Below are 21,880 nucleotides of genomic sequence, written 5' to 3'. Positions count from 1 at the left end.
GCCGCCACCTGAACGGGAGGTTATGAATTGTCTGTCACGATGAATACTGCCGCGGCAAAGGCCGGAGAGGGGCAGGGCAGTCTGCCGTTTTGGCCGGTTCTGCTCACCCTGTTTTGCGGTTCCTTTGTCGGCATGTATCCCATGGTTTCCTTAAACGTTTCGCTGCCCGGCTTTATCGGCATCTTTCACTCCGGCCTCGGGACCGTGCAGTGGATCATTACGGGCTTTACGCTGGCCTTCGGCATGATTGCTCCCGTCAGCGGCTATCTCTCCAACCGTTTCGGCGGCAAACGGATGTTTCTGCTGTCGCTGGCCGGAATCACCGTCAGTTCCGTAATGTGTTCCCTGTCCTGGAATATTCAGGCGCTGATTTTCTTCCGCATCTTGCAGGGCGTATGGTGCGGACTGATTCAGCCCGTGTCCCTGGCCATGATTTATCAGACGCTGCCGCGAGGAAGACAGCCTCTAGCGGTCAGCGTCTGGTCGTTTTCGACGGTGCTTGGCACGGCGGTGGGCCCCTCGGTTAGCGGGTGGCTTCAGCAGCACGACTGGCACCTGATTTTTCTCGTGACGCTGCCGGCCGGCATTCTTGCCTGGTTGGCGGAGCGTATCCTGCTCCCGAAGGATATCCGGGGTCAGCAAAAGCGTCTGGATGCTGCCGGACTCCTGCTGGCCACCGCGGGCAGTCTTGCCATCCTGCTGCTGTTCGGCAATCTGCATGCCTGGGGCATGCGGTCGGTCTGGACGTGGGGCAGCCTCCTGATCGGCGGCGCATGCACCGCTCTTTTCATCCGGGTCGAGCTGCGCGCGAAGGAGCCGCTGCTGAACCTCAGGCTGTTCGGCAATTTCACGTTCGCCGCGAGCCTCGGTGTATCGCTGATCCTGTCCTTTGCCCTCTACTCCGGCGTATACTTTGTTCCGCTGTTCCTGGAAGAAGTTCAAGGGCTGTCGTCTTTTCAGGTCGGGCTGCTCTTTCTTCCTGCGGCCGCGTGTCTGACCCTGGCCACGTTCCTGTCGGGGAAAGGATACCGCACCTTTGGGCCGGCAGCGCTGATTGCCCTGGGCAGCCTGATCCTGCTGGTGACGACGTTTCGCTTCAGCCGTCTCGGCACGGAAACGACGCTCGTCTCCGTCATGATCTGGCTGGCGATCCGCAACGTCGGTACGGGGCTGTCGCTGACGCCGGCGACCAGCGCGGCGATGGCAGCGGTTCCGCAGTCCGAATCGGGCCATGCGTCGGCCCTGATCAACTGGCTGCGGCAGCTATTCAGCGCGGGAGCGCTCGGCATGTTCACGTCGGTGTTTTATGCGCGGATGAGCGTGCACGAGTCCCGTCTGCACGCTAACTATGCGGCGCAGGGCACGGAATGGATACGCCGCGAGGCGTATACGCGGAGCATCGACGATGCGTTTTTGTTCGCGAGCGCGCTGGTGGCGCTGGCCATTCCGCTGGCGCTCCTTCTGCGCAAACGGAAGGAAGCGGCAGGTGCCGGACCACGCCTGGAGCAGCCGACCGAACTCAACTGATTTTGAATGGATAGGAGGCAGATCTCAGGCGCGATTAGAAAAGATTCCGATGCGGCATTACGATGCATTGATTAAGTAAACAGCGAAGAAGGCCGATTGCTTGCGAATTTCGGGATCGAAGGAACACACTACACCATACAAAGCAAGGTACAGCAATGGCTCCTGAATGTGAAAAAACAATTCGATAACAACCCGGATCTGAAGTGGGACGCAGGGCCCGATGTTCTTAGTGCTATACGGCAAAAACGCCTAAATTCTTGATATTTGGGCCATCCTTTTTCGAGATAGATAGCTGGCACCTACCTTGTCTATGATTTTGAATCAAGAAAAACACCTCCGATATTTACTTGAATGATAATAGCGGCTCCGGTTCGTGGACCAGGCAGGCAACGCCATTAGCCAACGGTTACAGGCGCCTGCTCTTACCGCTTGAGAACGGAAGGTTGTTCCAGCAGCAATCAGCTTCGGAGATATTCGTCGAACGAAATCATGGGAATCGTAATTCGGCTTCCCTGTTTCTAAACGGTCCGAAATTCAAAAATCCTGCCCCGCAAAAAGCTGGGCAGGATCATCATTCATATCGATCCGATTTCAATCGGTTCGCTTCGCTGGAGGAATCATCTGCATTTCACGCCCCCAGTGGCGATGCATGGCAATTGCGTCGACCAGCTGACGGGCGAAGACGCCGGCGTCTTCCGTCTCCTTTCGGATGACCAGCCCGGTATCCTCGTCCGGAGACGTCAGATAGCCCGAAGTAGCGGCCGGATCGGCGAGATGAATGCCTGAGCCGGACAGCAGCCCGGCAGCCTGGGCAGAAGCCCCCACGGTTTTAAAATGGTTATAAGCTTCCGTTACAAAGTTGACGGCCTCCTTGATTCCCTGGAGCTTGGCCATGCTTTGTTCCCCGCCGGCCACATAGACCGCGTCAAACAGCACGGAATCTGCCGTTAGGAAGGTATGCATAACCTCTAGCCGGCTGCCGTCGCTTCCGGCAATCATCCCCAGATTTTCGCTGACGACTTCCGGCACGACCTTCGCTTCGGCAAAGGCGGCAAGGACGGCCTTCATCTCGTCGGCGTCGAATCCGTCGGCGGCCAGCACCGCCACCTTGCGGGTGGCCGGGGACATGGCGGTTCGAAGCTGGCTCAGCGCCGGCGAAGCCTTGGTTTCGGCACCTCCGGCCATCGTTGTCCCGGATGCTTCATCACCGGCCTTCGCCTTCGGCGGGGTGACGCCGACGCCAAGGGCGATTTCCTCGGCCAGCGTCAAATCGACGTTCGCGAACATGTCGACGACCTGCTGCTGCACGCTTTTGCTTCTTACCTTGCCCACCTCGAACCGGAAAGCCTTAATGATATGCTGCTTTTCCACGTCGGACATGCTGTTCCAAAACAGTTTAGCCTGGGTGTAATGGTCTTTGAAGCTGTTGCTGCGCGCCCGGACTTTGCGTCCCTCCACCTTTTCCTGATAGTGGGCGTATCCGCCGTCCAGCTGCGAAACGGGGCGGGGGTCATTGTTTCCAAGGGAGTTTTTATGATAGCTGGTTTGCCCCCGGTTGATCGTCATGCGATGGTATCCGTCACGCTGGTTATTGTGAACCTCTGCCACGGGCCGGTTGATCGGAATCTCATGGAAATTCGGTCCGCCCAAACGGATCAGCTGCGTATCGGTATAAGAGAACAGGCGCCCCTGGAGCAGCGGGTCGTTGGAAAAATCGATTCCCGGAACCACGTTGCCTACGTGGAAGGCAGCCTGCTCCGTTTCGGCAAACACATTGTCCACGTTGCGGTTCAGGGTCATTTTTCCGATGCGCTGGACGGGAATGAGCTCTTCCGGCCATATTTTGGTCGGGTCGAGAATATCGAAATCGAAATTGAACTCCTCATCCTCGCGGATCATTTGCACGCCAAACTCAAATTCGGGATAGTTGCCCGTTTCAATGGCTTCCCACAGGTCGCGGCGGTGAAAGTCGGGATCCTTGCCGGCGATTTTCTGCGCTTCGTCCCAGACCAGGGAATGCACGCCCAGCAGCGGTTTCCAATGGAATTTGACAAAATGCGCTTCGCCCTTGTCATTGACAAACCGGAAGGTATGTACGCCGAAGCCTTCCATCATCCGGTAGCTGCGCGGAATCGCCCGGTCCGACATCGTCCACATGACCATGTGGGCCGATTCGGTATTGTTGGCAATAAAATCCCAGTGGGTATCATGCGCCGTGGATGCCTGCGGCATTTCGTTGTGGGGCTCCGGCTTGAACGCATGCACCAGATCAGGGAATTTCAGCGCATCCTGAATGAAGAACACGGGGATGTTATTGCCCACAAGGTCAAAGTTACCGTCCTCCGTGTAAAACTTGGTGGCAAAGCCCCTGGCATCCCGCACCGTATCGGCCGAACCCCGCGAACCGGCCACGGTGGAGAAACGCACGAATACCGGCGTTTTTATGGACGGATCCTGCAGAAATTTGGCCTTCGTGTACTTTGTCATCGGCTTGTATACCTGAAAATAACCGTGAACGCCGAAGCCCCGGGCGTGAACGACGCGCTCAGGAATGCGCTCATGGTCAAAATGGGTCAACTTCTCCCTAAAATGAAAATCCTCCATTAACGTCGGACCGCGTTCGCCGGCCTTGAGCGAATGCTCGTCCTCGGAAATTCGAACGCCTTGATTGGTGGTCATGGGTTCGCCCGCATCGCTTACGCGGAATTCCTCCAACTGGCTGTCCTTCATGTCCTTATGCGGCTGCTGTCCCTTCTTATGGTTCATCAATGAATCCCTCCTGTTGGTTACGGACGGTGTCCGAGTATTTCACAAGTTTATTTACCCGGATCAAAATACGTCCAAACGGGAAGATGAACGGGGGCGGCGGATTCGAGGTGAACAGGCCGCAAAAAGGTGATGTGTCTAAGACGCTGATTTATACCATTCCGCTGAAAAGGGGAAAGGGATTCGTTGACGAGGGGGATTCAATGAAACTATAATGGTTTTATTGAAAGGGGATGCCGAACATGGCCATCGTAAGCCGTTATACCATTGCGCTTCATATTTTGACCTGGCTGGCCTTTTGGGCGGAGAAGGACGAATTTTTCCCTTCCGACCGGATCGCAAACAGCGTGGGAACGAGCCCGGTTTTTCTGAGGCGGATTCTTGGTCAGCTTGCAAAGGCGGGCCTGGTGCTCGTGCAGCACGGCGGGACAGGAGCCGGCTGGAAGCTGGCGCGCCGACCGGAAGAGATCAGCCTGCTGGACGTGTACGAAGCCGTTGTGCAGACGCCCCTGTTCGAGCTTCACCACAGCCAGCCGAACCCGAGCTGCATCATCGGCAACGGCATTCAGCCGGCTCTGCAAGAGATCTACGAAGACAGCGAAGAAGCATTGAAGCGACGGCTGGCTCAGGAAACGATCAAGGATCTGGTCGGTTCATCGCTGGAGCACGGGAAGCGTTGATGCCGCAGGAAGCGGCAGGCATCCGCAAGGAGCCGGTCGCCGGAAGATCTTAGGTAAGCGGGCCGATCGGAAACAGCTGTCGGCTCGGATTCCGGCCCGTCGATGAACCGGAGAGGCATGCTGCTGGCTGTTTGATGAAGACCGATCCGCGAGCCACGTTTTTTCTGCGGCGATCAATGTAACTGATTCAGTTTCAATGAAAGGAGGGAGTCGGCTGGCTTTCCTGATTCAGGTTAGGATGGAAGCGGCAGAACAGGTCGATATCCGCTTTTAATCTGCCTGATCGGAAATGATCTAAGAAAATGTTGGATATCCGATTTCAGCTTGCGGCTTGTCCGCTGTATGCGTCTAAAGGCCGGCAGTAGGGATCATCTCGGCATTCAATGTAACCGTTACGGTTACTTTGAGGAGGGGAACAGTTCAGTGTGCAGCCGCAAAAGAGAGTGTTTTATATCATTCAATGCAACTCATTCAGTTCCATTGAAAAGTCGAAATTAAATGAGGAGAGGATTTCATGGACAAACGGATATTTTGGTTGGCGCTCGGATCGTTTGCGATCGGCACGGAAGGGTACATGATCGGCGGTCTGCTGCCGACGCTGGCGGCGGCGCTGCATGTCTCGACGGCGCTTGCCGGACAGCTGGTGACGGCATTCTCGCTCGTTTATGCCGTGTCGTCGCCGATACTGACGACACTGACCGGAAGGATGGAGCGCAGGAAGCTGTTGTTCGGTGCGCTGCTGCTGCTCGCCGCCGGAAACGTGGTGTGCGGTCTTGCTTCCTCATACGGCCTGATGATGGCCGGGCGGATCGTCGCCGCGCTGGGAGCGGGACTATTTTCGCCGGGGGCGGTCGCTGTCGCCTCCACGCTGTCCGAGCCTGAGAAACGGGGGCGCGCAGTGTCGATTGTCATTGCTGGGCAGACCGTTTCCCTGATCCTTGGCGTTCCGTTCGGGACGTGGGTCGCCCAGGCGTTCGACTGGCGCACGACGTTTTGGATCGTCGGCGGCATGACGCTGCTCGCCGCGCTAGCCATTCGGCTGCTGTTCCCGCAGGTGGCGCCGGCCGGGGCCGTCGGCATGCGGGAGCGCCTGTCGTATCTGAAGCGGCCGGAGCTGCTATCCGCCTTGCTGACAACGCTCGCCTGGGCCACCGGAATTTTTGCGCTCTTTACGTACGTTTCCGAACTGTTTGCCGGATACGGAGCTGGAGGCCGGATGATCAGCATCGTGCTGTGCATCTCCGGTATCGCCAGCTTTATCGGGGTCCGGACGGGGGGCATCGCCGCGGACCGGATCGGCCCGAATCGGGCGATTCCGCTGGCGTTGATACTGCTCGCCGCCTCGTTGTTCCTGATGTCGGCGCTGTACGGCTTTGCCGGCCGGCCCGGCATTCTTGCCGTGGCGATTGCTGCCATGGCTCTGTACGGCTTCAGCGGCTACATGTTTAATCCTGCCCAGCAGCATCGGCTGATCGGACTGTCGGGGCCTTCGTCCGGCATCGTCCTGTCGCTGCAGTCCTCCGTCATTTACGTGGGAAGCGCGTTGGGCGCGTCGGTCGGAGGAGCAGTCGTGCGCTTCGCTACCGTCGGGCAAATCGGCTATTTTGCAGGCGCGATGACGGTGTTGTCGCTTGCCGTGTTTGCGGCGAGCCTGCGCCTCGAGCGGCGCGTAAAACAGGGGGCGGCCGTTCCGGGACACTCGTCCTCCGCAGACGAGACGGGTGCCGCAGGCTAAACCCGACGGCATCCGGAACTGATTGACCGCATCCGCAACAAGATGCCGAAGCCCAAGCTCCGCGTCCTGTCGATCCGCCAGTCGCACAAGAAGCACTGCCGCTTCCCATCATCAAAATGGCGGGGGGGAACGCGTTGACGTTGTTGCAATGGCTCATTTGCATATTGACTCTAACGTAACGTTAGCCCTTAATATGGCTCTATAGGGGGCGATCCGAATTTACCTACGGGACAGTTGGAGCGGGCAACCGGCATTACCCAAAGAATGATTTCCTATGAACTGTTATTTACAGAATTATGGTGCGGAACGTTAAGACGGCGCTAAGGGATTCGGATTCAATAATGATTCAATCATGGTTCCTGAAGGGAAGGTGGGGGCTATGCAGAACATAGTGCGACAAGCCCAAAAAAAGGGCTTAGAGTTAAAGGATTACGGAAGATGTCAATTTTGTGGATCACGCACCGAGGGTGGAGTCTTTGAATGTTTTGACGTTTTCAATGATATGCAAATTCATTTCATGGATGGGAGCGGAGTAAACCAATTTATTTTTGCCGACGCCCATTGTTTGCAGCATTCGGAGGTTCATGGGAAGTGGAACAACAATTTGCATCTCACCAGAATGTATTTGATGCTTGAAAAAGAAATCGAATGGAAGTACGCCAAGACAAGTCGGTTGAGCCATGTTTTGGATCAATACAAATCGTCCCATCCGGAAATTTTGATTCCTGCATTGCCCGTTCAAGAAAGAGGAGGTTTAACGGTTATGGACCTCATCGGACTGAAGGAGAAAAAACTAGAATCGATGTTATTAAAATGGGCGAATGACGTATACCGGTCGTATGATCGATATCATTCAAGTGCAAAAATTGTGGGCGATCTCTATATCGACGAATATGAACGATAAGATGGAGGCGGACTTATGAATGTCATTAACATTGGCTACGGTTCGACGAATTATTATGCGATTGACTGCCAAAACAAGTACCTTCTCATCGATACAGGGTTGCCTGGTACGCTTGGTAAGATGGCGAGCCAACTGCGAAAGTATCAAATCGATTGGAAGGACATTCCCTATGTCATGGTTACCCACTTTCATCCGGATCATTGCGGAATCGTGCAAGAGCTGCAATCCATGGGCGTAGCGCTTATGATCAGCAGAACGCAATCGGATTTTCTTGAAGCGGCGAATGAGTCGATGAAAAAATTCCCCGGCTTCAAAGAAATAAAGGTGGAGGCCGATAACATCATCAATGAATATGATAAAGCCAGCTTCATTAAAAAATTGGGCATCCCAGGATATATTCTGCATACTCCGGGTCACTCGGATGATTCCATTAGCATTGTTATCGAAGGGTTGGGCATTTTTACGGGTGATCTGCCTCTGATGAACCCTATGTTCGTTGAATCCAATGAAATGGTTGATAAAAGCTGGGCGCTATTAAAAAGCACCAACGAACGGAAGGTGTTCCCCGGGCACGGTCCGCATGCCATTCTTTGAATTCATCCGGAGATTCAAGCCCCCTGCAGCGAAAGCCGTATTGTTGCGGCTTTTTGTGTTTTTAGGATGAGGACATAGGCCGCAATCGAATAGAATAAACAAAATGAGTTAACGATAAATTAATTATGTAAACTTGTAGATCGGATTAGAGTTTGTCTCATCATGCGGATGGAAAACTCAATACATTGTTATAATCAATAAATTACATTGACAGTCATAGTAGTATATCGTATTATGCAGATATGGAGGTGATTGCATGAGCGACAACAAAATCACATCCGACCTGCTGCGTGGCCATACCGACACGATGATTTTACGACTTTTATCCGAAGCGGACCGCTACGGTTACGAAATTGTCAAGCTGATTGCCGAACGTTCGGGCGGTGAATATGAGTTAAAGGAAGCCACGATGTACTCCAGCGTCCGGCGGCTCGAAGGGGACGGTGATATCGAGTGGTATTGGGGCGACGAATCGCAGGGCGGACGGCGCAAGTATTTTCGAATTACCGAGAAGGGCAAGGAAACTTATGAGCGCAACAAAAGCAACTGGGAATACGCCAAGCGCGTGCTCGAAGACTTGTTATAAGGAGAGTCGATGGGATGAACGAGAAATTGACGAACTATCTGAACGGGGTTTTTGCTCCATATGACGGAGTGAAAAGCGTCAGTGAATTAAAGTCGGACCTTCACTCCGACTTGCAGGAGCGTTACCGTGAACTGAAAGCGGAGGGCAAGGACGACGAAACGGCTTTTGAGATGACCATCGACAGCATCGGCGACATTGAGCAAACCGTATTAGAGGTGGCCAACCTCTCCCGTTCGCTGGAGCGGCAGGTGTTGACCAACCTCAGCGCAAGCAACTTGATTGACAGCGACTTTGCGGGCGTTACCGCCCATAAGGGGAATTTTACAGCAAGTGCGCTGCGGGGCTCCGACTTCACGAACGCGGACTTGAGCGGCAGCTCTTTTAAGAACAGCGACGTGCGGGATGCCCGTTTCGACGGCGCGAACCTGACGGACTGCAACCTGTCCACCCTGGATCTGGCGAATGCAAGCTTCAATAAATCCATCCTTGTGCGAACCAACTTCAGCAAGTCGTGGCTGGCCGGCGCCGCATTCGTGGACGTCCAATTGACCGACGTCAACCTGTCGATGACTGCTCTCACCAAAACCGTCTTCAAAAACTGTGTTTTTGACGGGGTGGACTTCACGTCTTCCGATCTGAGCGGGCAGCGTTTTGACGGTCAAATCTTCATCGGCGTCAAATTCGACAGAGCGGGGTTGAAAGAAGTTTCGTTCAAGGACGCCACGCTTAAAAACGTGTCCTTCCAAGGGTCTATGTTGTCCAAGAAATATTATCATGCCATCCAAACCGTCTGCTTTGACGGCGCCTGGATGGATAAGTTGACCTTTGCCGCGCTCAAGGGCATGGAGGCGGATTTGTCGAAGGTTACCGTGATCTAAAAAGGGAGAAACTCGCGGATGCAGTTCGTGCGATAATATAGGTAAGATAATTAGGCGGCCGGCGCGGGGATCGGCTGTCTTTTTGCTGCAAAAACACACCACGGTAAAAGGAAAACGTAAAAATAAAAATCGGCCTTTTCGCAGACATGCGAATCGCGGCCGATTTTTTGCTTGAAATTCGGAAGGAAGAGGGGATCACCACTCAGCTTCCGGATCAACACTGCCACAAACTAAGGATTGATTTCTATTGCGCGGTCAATATGACCGGTCCATCCGCAGTAATGGCAATCGTATGCTCGTATTGCGCAGAAAGCGAGCCGTCGGCGGTTCTGGCGGTCCATCCGTCGGCATCCACCGTCATGAACGCTTTTCCCGCATTGATCATCGGCTCTATCGTCAACACCATTCCTTCCTTCAAGCGGAATCCTTTGCCGGGTTTCCCGACGTGGGGATAGTTAGGCTCCTCGTGCATCTCCCGGCCTACGCCGTGACCGAGCAGATCGCGCACCACCGAAAATCCGTTCCGCTCGGCATGGGTTTGAACCGCATGCATCACATCGCCGATCCGGTTTCCGACGACAGCTTTTCCGATGCCCAGATCCAAGCATTCCTTCGTTACCCGCATCAGTTTACGGGCCTCCTCCGATACCTCGCCGACCGCATAACTCCAGGCAGAATCGCCGATCCAGCCATCCTTTTCCGCCACGATGTCGATAGTGACGATGTCGCCTTCTTTGAGCGGGGTCCGGTTCGGAAAACCATGCGCAATGACGTCATTAACCGAAGCACATGTCGCGTACGGATAGCCGTTGTAGCCGATCGTATACGCCTTGGCGCCATTCTCCTTCAGGAACTGCAGCGCGAACGACTCGATCTCAAGCGTCGTGACACCCGGCCGGATCATACTTGAGATGGCTTTGTGAAAAGCGGCGACGATGCGGCCGGCTTTTCTCATTTCTTCAATTTCCGCTTTCGATTTCAGGATGATCATTCCGTTTATCTCTCCTTTGCCTGCAGGCCTGAAAAAATCATGTCAACGATGCCGTCCGCATCCATCTCATGTCGCATTTGATGGTGGATGTTCAATGCTGTGCAGCCGATCAGCGAGCCGAATATCAGATTAGCCGTTTTATCCGGTGACTTGGAATCGATTTCTTCGCGAATCATGTGCACAAACGGCAAATAGATCCGTTCCTGAAAATGTTCAGACAGCTTGCTGAACCGGTTTCCCGGGAAGTGATGAAAATTATCCGCAACCGTTTTAAGCAATATAAATACGGAAGGATCCTGGACGCACTTCTGCAGAAGCAGCCTGGAGAACGACTCCGCTTTATGCAAGCTGCCGCCGTCCCCCGTCATAGCGGGTTGTACTGCCGATTCCGTTCGATACAAGGCATCCCACAATAAATCTTCCAGAAGCATGTGCTTGTTTTTGTAGTAATGGTACACGGTTCCGTAGCCGAGCTCTGCTTTGACAGCAACATCGCGTATTTCCAATTGAATGCCCTTTTCCAAATATACTTCCGCAGCAGCCTGCATTATTTGGTTCATGCGCATCTCCCGGATGGCGTCATTCTGTTCTTTGGTACGTGGTGACATGGCTCCTCCTTTTTTAGACCTGCTGTAATGTCAATGTAAAACCAATATACATCATGCGACGGATTTCCGCAATCCGGACAGGGAACCTCCATCATGGCGGAACTGATTTTTTACCAGTATAATAAGCATGATATGGTAAAGAAGACGATGCAAGGAGGAGATCGAAACATGATCATTTTCATTGATTCTTATACGGAAGAAAAACTCGCGAACAGCTTGGCGGGGCGTCCCGGCTATTTCAAGCTTTTTTATGATACCGAAAATTGCGGGTGCAACGGGGTGCTCGCCATCGAGATTTTGGATCAGCCGCTTGACACCGACATTCGAATTTCTGTAAAAAACTTCACTTTTCTGGTCGACAAGCAGCAGGAAAGCTTGTTCGACGATGCGCTCAAGCTGGAAGCGGACCGGTCATACCCGTCGTTCAAGGTGAGCAGCGATTCGGCATTATACAGTACCAATGTCAGAATCAAGGACGCCAGGGACATGGCTTCAAAATAGCGCTCCAACTCGGTTCGAAGAATCTAAAACGACAAGAACATACACGCTTATAAGCCGCATCGTTGCGGCTTTTTGTGTGCAACCATTGATATCGAGAGCCAAAATGAAGCCTATTTTTAACGTTGATGAGGAAATGGCATTGACTTTCCAACTACTACGTGTTACTTTATAGCGGTAATTAGTAATACTTCATACCAGTCTCACAGAATAGCAAGGAGCGATTGTGTTGGAAAACTTAACGGAAATGCTCAAAGGCGTGCTTGAGGGCTGCGTCCTTGAAATTATAAGCCGCCAAGAAACCTACGGCTACGAAATCACGCGGCAGCTGAATGCCCTCGGATTCACAGACGTTGTGGAGGGAACGGTATACACGATCCTGATCCGTCTTGAAAAAAACAAGTTGGTGACGATCACGAAGAAACCCTCCGACATGGGACCGCCGCGGAAGTTTCTCGCGATCAACGACGCGGGGCGCGAAGAGCTGCGGAGGTTCTGGGACAAATGGGAGTTCGTATCCTCAAAAATAAACGAGTTAAAGGAGAAAAACCAATGAATTTTTGGGAAAAAATCACCGGCAGCGACTTGACCAAAGAAATGAAAAGTTTTGAATCGCGAGCCGCAAAACTGCCGGCCGATTATCAGGCGGCTTGGAAACAAATTAATGCCTATCTTTGGCCGCACTCCGACTTCTCCGGCCGCAATCTGATGCCGATTCTTGACGGCGTGCTTGGTCTCCTCGAAGAAACGGCGGCGGACGGTCAGCGTGTCGAAGAGGTGCTGGGTGATGATATCCAAGGTTTTTGCTTAGCGCTGGCCGGCATCGATGGGGCAAAGTCTTTTCGCGACAAGTGGCGCGAGCAACTCAACCATAACATCGCCAAAAAATTAGGCAAGTAGGAGGAGAACATGAGAATACGGGATATCATCGAAGGCAAAAAAGAATGGAGGGCGCACGTGGCGCGTGTCAAAGCGCTCCCGCGAGATTACCAGATCGTTTATAAAGAGATCCAAAAATATCTCTTTAAGGTCGGCCCTGTTGAGCTGACCGAAGGGACGGGGGTGCTCTCGGGGATTGTCGATCTTTTTGAGGAGGGCGCTGCCATGGGGAAAGGCGTGCTCGAAGTGACGGGGCGGGACGTAGCGGCATTCTGCGACGATCTCATCAAAGATTCCAAAACTTACGCTGATATTTATCAAGAGTCCATCGGAAAGGAAGTGAGCAAGGCCGCAAAAAAGGCTAAGGATAAAACAAAGTAAAGGAGGGATGTCCGGATGGAAAAAGCAATTGTAGTCAACGGTCTGCGAAAATCTTTCAAGGACACGGATGTCCTAAAGGGTGTCGATCTTGAAGTGAAGCCAGGCGAGATTTTCGCCTTGCTAGGCTCGAATGGGGCGGGCAAGACGACGATGGTCCGAATTCTCACCACGCTGCTTAAGCCGGACGGAGGCACTGCCACCGTCAACGGTTTTGACGTCGCTGCAAAGCCCGACCAAGTACGGCAATCCATCAGTTTGACCGGACAATTTGCCGCCGTGGACGAGATTTTGACGGGACGGGAAAATGTGATCCTGATCGCCAAACTGCGGCACCTCAAAAACCCGCGCCAGGTTGCGGATCATATACTTGAACGCTTCGGCCTGACAGAAGCTGCGGACCGCAAGGCATCTGCCTATTCGGGCGGCATGCGCCGCAGGCTGGACATCGCCCTAAGCCTTGTGGGAAATCCGCAGATCATTTTCCTCGACGAGCCGACCTCCGGGCTGGACCCCGAGGCTCGCATCGAGGTTTGGAAGACCGTCAAGGAGCTGGCCGACGGCGGCACGACGATATTTCTCACCACTCAGTACTTGGATGAGGCCGAACAGCTTGCCGATCGGATCGCCATTTTGCATGAGGGCCGGATCATAACCAACGGCACGCTTGAGGAACTGAAAAAGCTGTTCCCGCCCGCAAAGGTGGAGTATGTGGAGAAACAACCTTCATTGGAGGAGATCTTCCTCGCCATCATCGGTAATAAGGAGGGGAAATAATCGATGAATCGATACTTTTTCAGCGATATGAGCGTTATGCTCGGACGTTCCATGCGCCATATTTTCCGCAGCATGGACACCATCATCACGGTCTGTATCACCCCGATTGCGATGATGCTGCTGTTTGTCTATGTGTTTGGCGGCGCCATCCAAACCGGTACGGACAACTATGTGAACTACCTGTTGCCCGGCATCCTGCTGATTGCGATCGCAAGCGGGATATCTTATACGGCTTACCGCCTGTTTATGGATAAGCAGCGGGGGATCATTGAGCGGTTCAACTCCATGCCGATTTCGCGTTCAGCACTGCTGTGGGGGCATGTCCTAACTTCGCTGGTATCCAATATGATTTCCCTCGTCGTCATCATTCTCGTAGCGCTCATCATGGGTTTCCGCTCGACCGCAGGGATTCTGCCATGGCTCGCCGTAACCGGCATTCTCGTGCTGTTTACGCTGGCGTTGACTTGGGTCGCGGCGATTGCCGGATTGTCCGGAAAATCGGTCGAAGGGGCGAGCGCATTTTCCTATCCGCTGATCTTCCTGCCGTTCATCAGTTCGGCCTTTGTGCCGACCGATTCCATGCCCAAAGTCGTTCGCGCTTTTGCCGAAAACCAGCCGGTCACCTCGATCGTCGAAACCATCCGTGCCCTGTTGTCAAGTCAACCGGTAGGCAATGACATCTGGATCGCGCTTGCATGGTGCGTCGGAATTATGCTCGTCGCTTATGTCTTTGCGATGCGAGCGTATAAACGGAGAGCTGTTTAACCACCCGACAATTCGGATATCAATCCACTGTCGATATTCAACACTCAAAAAACCTTGGTTCGGCCTTTCTGCCGACCAAGGTTTTTTTGGTTTATATCCAGGCGTGCCACAGGTGATGTATATTTTTATTCAAATACGTTTTTTCTCTTACGGAACCTTTTTCCCCATTGGAGCGAATTAAGGGGTGTAACACGTTCAGGAGGGGCCCCCATGAATGATAAAGAGTTACGGTCGTGGCTTGAACAAGCGACGCTCGGCGACGAGTCGGCCTTTCAGCTGGTCTATGAGGCGACTCATCAAGACGTCTATCGGACGGTTGCTTTTCTCGTCTACGACAAACAGGACGTTGAGGATATCGTGAATGAAGTTTACATGCGCATGTGGCGGTCGTTTCATCAATACGACGCGAACAGGCCGTTCCGGTTTTGGTTGCATGGGATCACGATCCATCTTGTCCAGGATTGGAAAAGAAAAGCATGGCGGCGAATTCGCCTTTTTGAACGAAACCGCCAGATGGCTTGCGAACCGTTCAACTGGACGGACAAAGCTTTCCTGCAGTCCGAAATGCAGCACGAGCTGTTCGGCTTAGTCCGCCAGCTGTCCTACAAACTGCGTGTGGTCGTCATCCTGCGCTATTTTCACGACTATGATCTGGAAGAAATCGCGGACATTCTGCAAATCCCCGTTGGCACAGTGAAATCCAGGCATCATCGGGCACTTCATGAGCTCCGGAAAAGAATCGAAATGACGGGAGGAAACGAGTATGTCTATTGACCAGGAATTGCGCGAAGAGCTTCGCCAGGTTGCAGATTCGATGCACTGTCCACCCGATTTGTACGGACGTGTCCAGCAGTCCTATCAACAATATGTTAACGAAAAGAGAGGTAGATCCCCTATGAAAAAACGATTGCTTGCAGGCATTGCCGCAGTAGCAATCCTGATTCCGTCTGCCGTATTTGCTTCTTCTTATCTAGCCGATGAAATATTCGGTTCCGTCAAAACCATTGAACAGCACGGCGGTTCGCAGGAAAGTTACCAAGAGATTGAGGGAATGCTTCAAACAGCAAAAAGCAAGCTCTCGGAAGCCGAATTCAAGGAGTTTATGGAGCTGTTCAAGGAGATGGTGCAATTAAAGCTGAAGATGACCGATGAAAAAGGAATCAAACTGGAGGAAAAGCTGACCCAGGAAGAGAAGCAGCGGTTTGAGCAGCTCGTCTCCAAGCTGGCTCCGTTCTTCGAGAAGATCAACGGAAACGCCAAGCCGTAATCAAATGAAGCGGGGACCCGTCCGAGGTGGATGAGGTCCCTCCAGCTTTAAACGTGATTTTTGAAATCATCGAATTTATGCATCAGGAAACCAGGCGGTCCTGTAGTATAATGAATTCACTTGCAAGTTATAGGAGGGATCGCATTTTATGTTAGGCGCCGAGTTGAGCATCATGGAGTATTTTACGGAGCAAAACATCGAACTCTTTTTGGAGCGTTTCCGCTCGCTGGGACCGCTGCCCGGCGTGCTGTTAACTTTTCTGAAATCGTTTGTACCGCCGCTGCCTACCATCGTGATCGTTGGGGCGAACGCCGCCATCTATGGGTTGTGGCTGGGTTTTTTATATTCCTGGATCGGCCTCGTTATGGGCAGCTTGCTTACCTTCGGGCTGATTCGCAAAGCAGCGGATACACCCTTTATTCGTCGCTGGGCGGCCAAGCCGAAAGTACAAAAAGCCATGGTGTGGGCGCAAAGGAACGGGTTCAGCTTCGTTTTTCTCTTAAGCCTGCTCCCGGTCGGTCCGTTCGTCGTCATTAACATGGCAGCGGGATTAACGCGAATGCCGACGGTTTCTTTTGCGGCAGCCGTTGCTTTAGGGAAGGGAGTCATGGTATTTTGCGTTTCCTATATCGGAACGCATCTGTCCGACTTTATCGACCAGCCCGTTAAGTTCATCGGAGTAGCGTTGTTTGTTGCGGCTTCCCTATGGTTGAACCGGAGGTTGCAGGCCTATTTTATGTCCGCGGCGGCCGCGGATCCCATGGAATAAGGCCGGGGAGCGAGCATATTCATCAACCGGACTCAATCCCAATCTATTGCGTATAGAAACTCAAACCGTTTCATGTTCGCAGATGGAGGAAGTTTCCTGAGAACGAAATTCCTTAACTGGACAAGCGCTTTGTTCTCTAGTTGGGCGATTTGACCGACTTGTTTAGACATTTTTATAATTTTCGTCGTTCGGCTTATTCTTTTGCTTTCAAAATCCTTAAATGCCTTAACCGTGTCACCGGCTGTCTCCAAGCTTCTCGCCAAGACATAGGCGTCCTCCATCGCTTGCCCGGCGCCTTGCCCCAGATTGGGGGTGGTTGCATGAGCGGCGTCGCTTTCACGCAGGCGAACCAATAGATTCGACCGCCGGCAAGCGGCACAATCCCAAATCGGCCTGACGGTCCCCAAGTCTCCGTGGCCGCCAGTTCATTGATCTCGATACCAGGGTCACATATCACACCGCGCCAGCATGTATAGCCGGCATATCTCGGCGTGGAGCCCGGGACTAACTTTCTGCGGAAAATGGAATTGATCCCATCCGCGGCTACCACGGCATCCGATTGTATCGTTTCTCCATCTTCGAATGAAAGCGTCACTCCGCCTTGATCCTGCACGAAATCCACGCACCGCTTATTTCAGACGATCGTTCCAGGTTTTAATGCATTTCTTAGGACATGCAGAAGGTCTGCCCGATGAATCGTGACATTGTCCGTGCCGAACCGTTCGCTGATCATCAGCGAATCCGTTTCGGTAATGGGCTTTCCTGTTTCGGACAGAATGATCATTTTGCGCAGGATTTTACTGTGTTCCATCACTTGTTCTTTAAACCCTATTTTGTCTAGAGCTTTCAGCGCGTTTGCCCCGATCCCGAGGCCCGCTCCAGGGGATTGAAAAGTGCCCGCGCCTTCATACAGCGTGACGTCATGCCCTCTTTGCTGCAGGGCGTAGGCTGTACATAGCCCTCCGATTCCGCCCCCTATAACGACGACTTCTGCCATTTCATCATTCTCCCTTCTGCTGAACGCCAATTCCTTCCCAAATCATTTCGAACCCATCCAAGAAAACCGAAAGCGGATTCTCCACTTGATCAGGGAAAGAGAGCCAGCTTATAACGGTTTTAAAATAAACGGAAATCAGGAGGGACGACAAGCTTTCCGGTTTCATTTGTCCATTTAATTCTTTTTTAGCCATGCCTTCCTCCATGATCGGTACCAGCGCAGCTTGAAAGTCTTTGACTTTCTTGCCTTCCTGTTCCATAAGCACGGGCGAGTGGAAGAGCTCAAAGTAAAAGACCTTTGCCAAATCGCGATTTTTTTCGAGATAGCCGAACAGTTCTTTAAATATGGCTTGCAACCGTTCCTTCATTCCCGGGAAACCCGACGTCAGGCTGATCACTTGATGGACGGTTTCCAACTGGTAGCTTCCTAATTCAAGCAAAATCGTATCTTTTCTCGGAAAATAATCATAAAACGTTCCCTTGGCGATCCCGCAAGCCTAGCCGAATTCCCCTTAAGTGTCAATAAATCGATGTCCCGGTTTTGGGTTTGTTTACATTTTTTCGTTCATGATTTACTCCGGGAGAATATTACCTTCATATTTCCGGTTTATTCTTATAGAAGCTTGTAACGTTTGCAGATTATATTCTGAAAATGACAATAACTAGGAGGAATCATTGTGAAGAAGTTACTAACAAGCATGATGGCAACATCTATTATTTGCAGCATAGGTGCATTTTCAGGATCAGCTCAGGCACAACCGGATGAACATGCATTTTCCCAAAATCCAAGCCTTGCTTTTGATGTCATTAGTGACATTCAAGGGGATATCGACGACTTTAGGCATGTGCTTCAAGATATGAGACAGGTAAACCCTGCTTCCAAAGCATTAATCGTGAATGGCGACATTACAGACCGAGGGTGGGATTTTGAATACCAAGCCGTACAACAAGTGTTGGATCGCAACCCCCATCCGGAACATGTTTGGTACAGCATCGGAAATCATGAGTTTTATAAACCGAAATGGGCATCCCCTGGCCAATTAGCGCAAAATACGTGGCCGAATCAGACGCCGGAATCCGAAATGTTCCAAAATTTTTATAACTTCACGGGTGAGGAGAAAGTCTATCACAAAAAAGAATTAGACGGATATCCGTTCCTGTTCTTAGGAACCGAAAAATACATGCACTACCATGACAAATCCTTGTGGGATGAGGTTTACCTTAGCGATGAGCAGCTTGATTGGTTAAAGCAAAATCTTGAAGAATATGATAAAAAAGATCCCAATAAACCCATTTTCCTGTTTAGCCATCATATCCTCAAGGACAGTATTTCAGGCTCCAATCAATCCCCTTATACCGGTGATTACTTAGAGCAAGAAAAATTGGAAGCCATCTTGAAGGATTATCCGCAAGTCATTCTTTTTACAAGCCACAGTCACTGGGATCTCAATCTTCCGGATTGGGCCGGCAAAAAGGTGGTAAAAGGAGGGGACCGGCGCGGTTTTACTGTCGTGAACACGGCTGGTATTCAAATGGGCTGGGCATCGGCAGGTCCTCATGGGGGCGAAGTGCCGACAGGCCTTGATTTTAAACAGGGTCTTCAGGTTGAAGTGAACGGAAATGACGTGAAAATCAAAGCGTATGACTACAAAACGGACAAGGTCATAAAAGAACTGGGCGTGCATCATGGTACGATTGTCCAATTACCGCCCAATGTTGAAGCTGACGATGAAAAAAACGAGCTCATTGGCGCTACGCAATACATGGAATATTCTGTAAATGGAAATGGGAATGGAAATGGGAATGGAAATGGGAATAGCCGCTGGGTGGACTATGATCCGAAGAACCCGCCAAAATTTGAAGGGAACCAAACGGTATTCGTTCGCCACAAGGGTGAAATGAATCTGGAGGATGGACTGTCTAAAAAGGTGACTTTTAAAAAATAATGCCTGATTAGAGCAGAGCGTTGATTTTATCAGCGCTCTTTTTTTGCGCACGCATATGGTGTCTTGGGGACAACCACAGGAATAAAAGAAAGAATCATGGCACCCGCATAAATAGGGAGAAAAAATGCTTACACTAACATCACCATCTTTCCTTGAAGGGGGACATCTGTTTTGGATGCGCAGTTTCTGGATTTATTGGCCCAGAAATATGATACGGAAGAAAAAGTCGTCACCGAAATCATCAACCTTGAAGCGATCTCCAATCTCCCCAAAGGAACCGAACATTTCGTCAGTGATTTGCATGGGGAATTCCAGGCTTTTCAACATGTATTAAGAAACGGTTCGGGTACCGTAAAAGAAAAAATCAAAGCGTTGTTCCATGAGGTGTGGACGGATCATGAAATCAATGAGTTTGCGGCGTTAGTTTATTATCCGGAAGAAAAAATACAGCTGGTTAAAGGAGATCTGTGCAACAAACAAGCCTTGGACCGATGGTACAGACAAACGATTGAACATATGCTTAAGCTCATTTCTTATGCCTCTTCCAAATATACGCGCTCGAAATTGCGCAAAGCTCTGCCGGAGCAGTTTGTATATATCGTGGAAGAGCTGTTGTACAAGACGGATTCGTCCCACAATAAGGATCCTTATTATGAGGAAATATACCGGCAATTGATCTCCTTGGGCCAGGCGGACAAGCTCATTACCGGCCTTGCTTATACGACTCAGCGTCTGGTCGTTGACCATCTTCATGTGGTCGGAGATATCTATGACCGCGGGCCGGACCCCGATAAAATTATGGACACGCTGATCAACTACCATTCGGTAGACATTCAGTGGGGAAACCATGATGTCCTGTGGATCGGCGCCTTTGCGGGTTCCTTGGTCTGCCTCGCGAATATTATCCGGATCTGCGCCAGATACGACAATTTGAACATCATCGAAGACGTATACGGAATCAATCTGCGCCCGCTGCTGAACTTGGCGGAGAAATACTATGACGACAATCCGGCCTTCAGACCGAAGCTGCAGAGCGACCATAACGGTTCGGAACAGGAAATCCTGCAGATTACCAAAATTCATCAAGCCATTGCCATGATCCAATTTAAGCTTGAAATCCCGATTATCAAGAGACGTCCTTACTTCAACATGTCTGAACGGCTCTTGCTGGAGCAGATCGATTACGACAAAAACGAAATCAAGATGGGCGGGAAAACTTACCCGCTGGAAAACACCTGTTTCGCAACCGTAAATCCGCAGCAGCCGGAACAGTTGCTGGAGGAAGAACAGCAGGTGATGGAAAAATTGCTGTTCTCCGTCCAACATTCCGAAAAGCTGGCCAGACATATGAACTTTCTTATGAAAAAGGGCAGCCTTTATTTGAAATACAACGGGAATTTGTTAATCCACGGCTGTATTCCCATGGACGAAGAAGGCAACATGGAAGAAATGCAGATTGAAGACAAGCGGTATTCGGGCCGTCAGCTGCTCGACGTTTTTGAATATTATTTGCGTTACGCCTATGCGCATCCGGAGGAAACCGATGATCTGGCTACGGATATGGTATGGTACCTCTGGACAGGGGAATGTTCTTCGCTTTTTGGAAAGCGGGAAATGACCACCTTTGAAAGATATTTTATCCAAGATAAAGAAACCCATAAGGAGCGAAAGAACCCTTACTACCATCTGCGCGAACATGAGGAGATCTGCCGGAAGATCCTGCTGGAGTTTGGTTTGAATCCGGATCACGGGCACATCATTAACGGCCACACGCCGGTTCGAGAAATCCGCGGAGAGAACCCGGTTAAAGCGGGCGGGAAAATGGTCGTCATCGACGGCGGTTTTTCCAAAGCCTATCAGTCCAAAACGGGCATCGCCGGATATACCTTGCTCTATAATTCCTTTGGCATGCAGCTCGTCGCCCATCAGAAATTCAAATCCAGGGAAGACGTGTTATGCAATGGAACGGACGTCCTGTCTGTAAAAAGGCTGGTGGACAAGGAGCTGGAGCGGAAGCTGGTCCGGGAAACCAATGTCGGGGAGAAGCTGCAGCAGAAAATCTCCAATTTAAAGAAGCTGTTGGATTATCGCTACATCAAATAAAGTCGCTATTTTAGCGGCTTTTTTGTTCTATCGCTTGTTTTATCGGGGCATGAAGCTAACGGACAGGATTTATTCGACAATAAAGAGGATATTTTGAGGATCCTACAGAATCTCTATATTGGCAAATCAAGGTTAACAGGGTTAAATCCATCGGAGGGCAAGTATGGAGACAATTAGGAAATGCACACTGGATGACGTGACTCAAATCGCTGAATTGTCCCGGTTATGGGCGG

General features: G+C 51.4%; 23 protein-coding genes. 18 read left to right on the top strand and 5 right to left on the bottom strand.

Going from position 1 to position 21,880, the window contains the following annotated elements:
- The first annotated feature begins 27 nt into the window (after positions 1-27).
- On the top strand, positions 28-1,527 hold the full coding sequence (locus NYE48_RS13810) for a DHA2 family efflux MFS transporter permease subunit (protein WP_340999074.1): 1,500 nt from the start codon (positions 28-30) through the stop codon (positions 1,525-1,527).
- Positions 1,528-2,118: 591 nt separating this feature from the next.
- On the opposite strand, the gene NYE48_RS13805 is transcribed toward NYE48_RS13810, so the two are convergent.
- A complete protein-coding gene (locus NYE48_RS13805; RefSeq protein WP_340999073.1) occupies positions 2,119-4,293 on the bottom strand; it encodes a catalase in 2,175 nt (724 codons plus the stop codon).
- Between the two features lie 242 nt (positions 4,294-4,535).
- Between NYE48_RS13805 and NYE48_RS13800 the strand changes: the two genes are divergently transcribed.
- The 6 genes from NYE48_RS13800 to NYE48_RS13775 all read left to right on the top strand — a co-directional run bounded on the left by NYE48_RS13800 (position 4,536) and on the right by NYE48_RS13775 (position 9,670).
- Positions 4,536-4,973 carry an Rrf2 family transcriptional regulator gene (locus NYE48_RS13800; protein WP_212952216.1) on the top strand — a complete coding sequence of 146 codons (438 nt, stop codon included), beginning with the start codon at positions 4,536-4,538 and terminating at the stop codon, positions 4,971-4,973.
- 514 nt (positions 4,974-5,487) lie between these two features.
- On the top strand, positions 5,488-6,708 hold the full coding sequence (locus NYE48_RS13795; protein ID WP_340999072.1) for an MFS transporter: 1,221 nt from the start codon (positions 5,488-5,490) through the stop codon (positions 6,706-6,708).
- Positions 6,709-7,087: 379 nt separating this feature from the next.
- The gene (locus tag NYE48_RS13790; RefSeq protein ID WP_340999071.1) at positions 7,088-7,612 is read left to right on the top strand and encodes a DUF5946 family protein; all 525 of its coding nucleotides are present in this window, start codon (positions 7,088-7,090) and stop codon (positions 7,610-7,612) included.
- A 15-nt stretch (positions 7,613-7,627) separates the two neighbouring features.
- Positions 7,628-8,206, top strand: coding sequence for an MBL fold metallo-hydrolase (locus tag NYE48_RS13785; RefSeq protein ID WP_340999070.1), 579 nt, complete (start codon positions 7,628-7,630; stop codon positions 8,204-8,206).
- Positions 8,207-8,462: 256 nt separating this feature from the next.
- The gene (locus NYE48_RS13780) at positions 8,463-8,792 is read left to right on the top strand and encodes a PadR family transcriptional regulator (RefSeq protein WP_036714822.1); all 330 of its coding nucleotides are present in this window, start codon (positions 8,463-8,465) and stop codon (positions 8,790-8,792) included.
- A 14-nt stretch (positions 8,793-8,806) separates the two neighbouring features.
- Positions 8,807-9,670 (top strand): pentapeptide repeat-containing protein, encoded by an 864-nt coding sequence (locus tag NYE48_RS13775; protein ID WP_340999069.1) that lies wholly within the window; start codon positions 8,807-8,809, stop codon positions 9,668-9,670.
- A 244-nt stretch (positions 9,671-9,914) separates the two neighbouring features.
- Here the strand turns inward: NYE48_RS13775 and map are convergent, their stop codons facing one another.
- Both map and NYE48_RS13765 read right to left on the bottom strand, forming a co-directional pair.
- Positions 9,915-10,661 carry a type I methionyl aminopeptidase gene (map, locus tag NYE48_RS13770; protein WP_340999068.1) on the bottom strand — a complete coding sequence of 249 codons (747 nt, stop codon included), beginning with the start codon at positions 10,659-10,661 and terminating at the stop codon, positions 9,915-9,917.
- Positions 10,662-10,666: 5 nt separating this feature from the next.
- The gene (locus NYE48_RS13765) at positions 10,667-11,269 is read right to left on the bottom strand and encodes a TetR/AcrR family transcriptional regulator (RefSeq protein ID WP_340999067.1); all 603 of its coding nucleotides are present in this window, start codon (positions 11,267-11,269) and stop codon (positions 10,667-10,669) included.
- Positions 11,270-11,437: 168 nt separating this feature from the next.
- Between NYE48_RS13765 and NYE48_RS13760 the strand changes: the two genes are divergently transcribed.
- The 9 genes from NYE48_RS13760 to NYE48_RS13720 all read left to right on the top strand — a co-directional run bounded on the left by NYE48_RS13760 (position 11,438) and on the right by NYE48_RS13720 (position 16,602).
- Positions 11,438-11,770 (top strand): iron-sulfur cluster biosynthesis family protein, encoded by a 333-nt coding sequence (locus NYE48_RS13760; protein ID WP_036714827.1) that lies wholly within the window; start codon positions 11,438-11,440, stop codon positions 11,768-11,770.
- A gap of 244 nt (positions 11,771-12,014) precedes the next feature.
- On the top strand, positions 12,015-12,323 hold the full coding sequence (locus tag NYE48_RS13755; protein ID WP_281422527.1) for a PadR family transcriptional regulator: 309 nt from the start codon (positions 12,015-12,017) through the stop codon (positions 12,321-12,323).
- Positions 12,320-12,667 (top strand): DUF1048 domain-containing protein, encoded by a 348-nt coding sequence (locus tag NYE48_RS13750; RefSeq protein WP_036714812.1) that lies wholly within the window; start codon positions 12,320-12,322, stop codon positions 12,665-12,667. Before NYE48_RS13755 ends, NYE48_RS13750 begins: the two co-directional genes overlap by 4 nt.
- Positions 12,668-12,676: 9 nt before the next feature.
- On the top strand, positions 12,677-13,027 hold the full coding sequence (locus NYE48_RS13745) for a DUF1048 domain-containing protein (protein ID WP_340999066.1): 351 nt from the start codon (positions 12,677-12,679) through the stop codon (positions 13,025-13,027).
- Between the two features lie 15 nt (positions 13,028-13,042).
- Positions 13,043-13,801 carry an ABC transporter ATP-binding protein gene (locus NYE48_RS13740; RefSeq protein ID WP_340999065.1) on the top strand — a complete coding sequence of 253 codons (759 nt, stop codon included), beginning with the start codon at positions 13,043-13,045 and terminating at the stop codon, positions 13,799-13,801.
- A 3-nt stretch (positions 13,802-13,804) separates the two neighbouring features.
- Entirely contained in the window at positions 13,805-14,566 is a 762-nt protein-coding gene (locus NYE48_RS13735; RefSeq protein ID WP_340999064.1) for an ABC transporter permease, read from the top strand.
- A 210-nt stretch (positions 14,567-14,776) separates the two neighbouring features.
- The gene (locus NYE48_RS13730; RefSeq protein WP_036714805.1) at positions 14,777-15,340 is read left to right on the top strand and encodes a sigma-70 family RNA polymerase sigma factor; all 564 of its coding nucleotides are present in this window, start codon (positions 14,777-14,779) and stop codon (positions 15,338-15,340) included.
- A complete protein-coding gene (locus NYE48_RS13725) occupies positions 15,330-15,833 on the top strand; it encodes a DUF3600 domain-containing protein (protein WP_036714803.1) in 504 nt (167 codons plus the stop codon). The genes NYE48_RS13730 and NYE48_RS13725 overlap by 11 nt, the downstream gene beginning before the upstream one ends.
- A 148-nt stretch (positions 15,834-15,981) precedes the next feature.
- Complete coding sequence (locus NYE48_RS13720) at positions 15,982-16,602, top strand: TVP38/TMEM64 family protein (protein WP_340999063.1); 621 nt, start codon at positions 15,982-15,984, stop codon at positions 16,600-16,602.
- Between the two features lie 634 nt (positions 16,603-17,236).
- Here the strand turns inward: NYE48_RS13720 and NYE48_RS13715 are convergent.
- Both NYE48_RS13715 and NYE48_RS13710 read right to left on the bottom strand, forming a co-directional pair.
- On the bottom strand, positions 17,237-17,599 hold the full coding sequence (locus tag NYE48_RS13715) for an FAD-dependent oxidoreductase (protein ID WP_340999062.1): 363 nt from the start codon (positions 17,597-17,599) through the stop codon (positions 17,237-17,239).
- A 4-nt stretch (positions 17,600-17,603) separates the two neighbouring features.
- Entirely contained in the window at positions 17,604-18,014 is a 411-nt protein-coding gene (locus NYE48_RS13710; RefSeq protein ID WP_340999061.1) for a hypothetical protein, read from the bottom strand.
- A gap of 261 nt (positions 18,015-18,275) precedes the next feature.
- Between NYE48_RS13710 and NYE48_RS13705 the strand changes: the two genes are divergently transcribed.
- Complete coding sequence (locus NYE48_RS13705) at positions 18,276-19,544, top strand: DUF4073 domain-containing protein (RefSeq protein WP_340999060.1); 1,269 nt, start codon at positions 18,276-18,278, stop codon at positions 19,542-19,544.
- A gap of 171 nt (positions 19,545-19,715) precedes the next feature.
- Positions 19,716-21,647: a fructose-1,6-bisphosphatase gene (locus NYE48_RS13700; protein WP_340999059.1), complete on the top strand. Its 1,932-nt coding sequence runs from the start codon at positions 19,716-19,718 to the stop codon at positions 21,645-21,647.
- Positions 21,648-21,880: the final 233 nt, after the last annotated feature.

Source organism: Paenibacillus sp. FSL M7-1455 (assembly GCF_038004655.1).
GTDB lineage: Bacteria > Bacillota > Bacilli > Paenibacillales > Paenibacillaceae > Paenibacillus_AQ > Paenibacillus_AQ cookii.
Note: the sequence above shows the minus strand (reverse complement) of the source record. Positions and strands in the feature narration are given on the sequence as shown.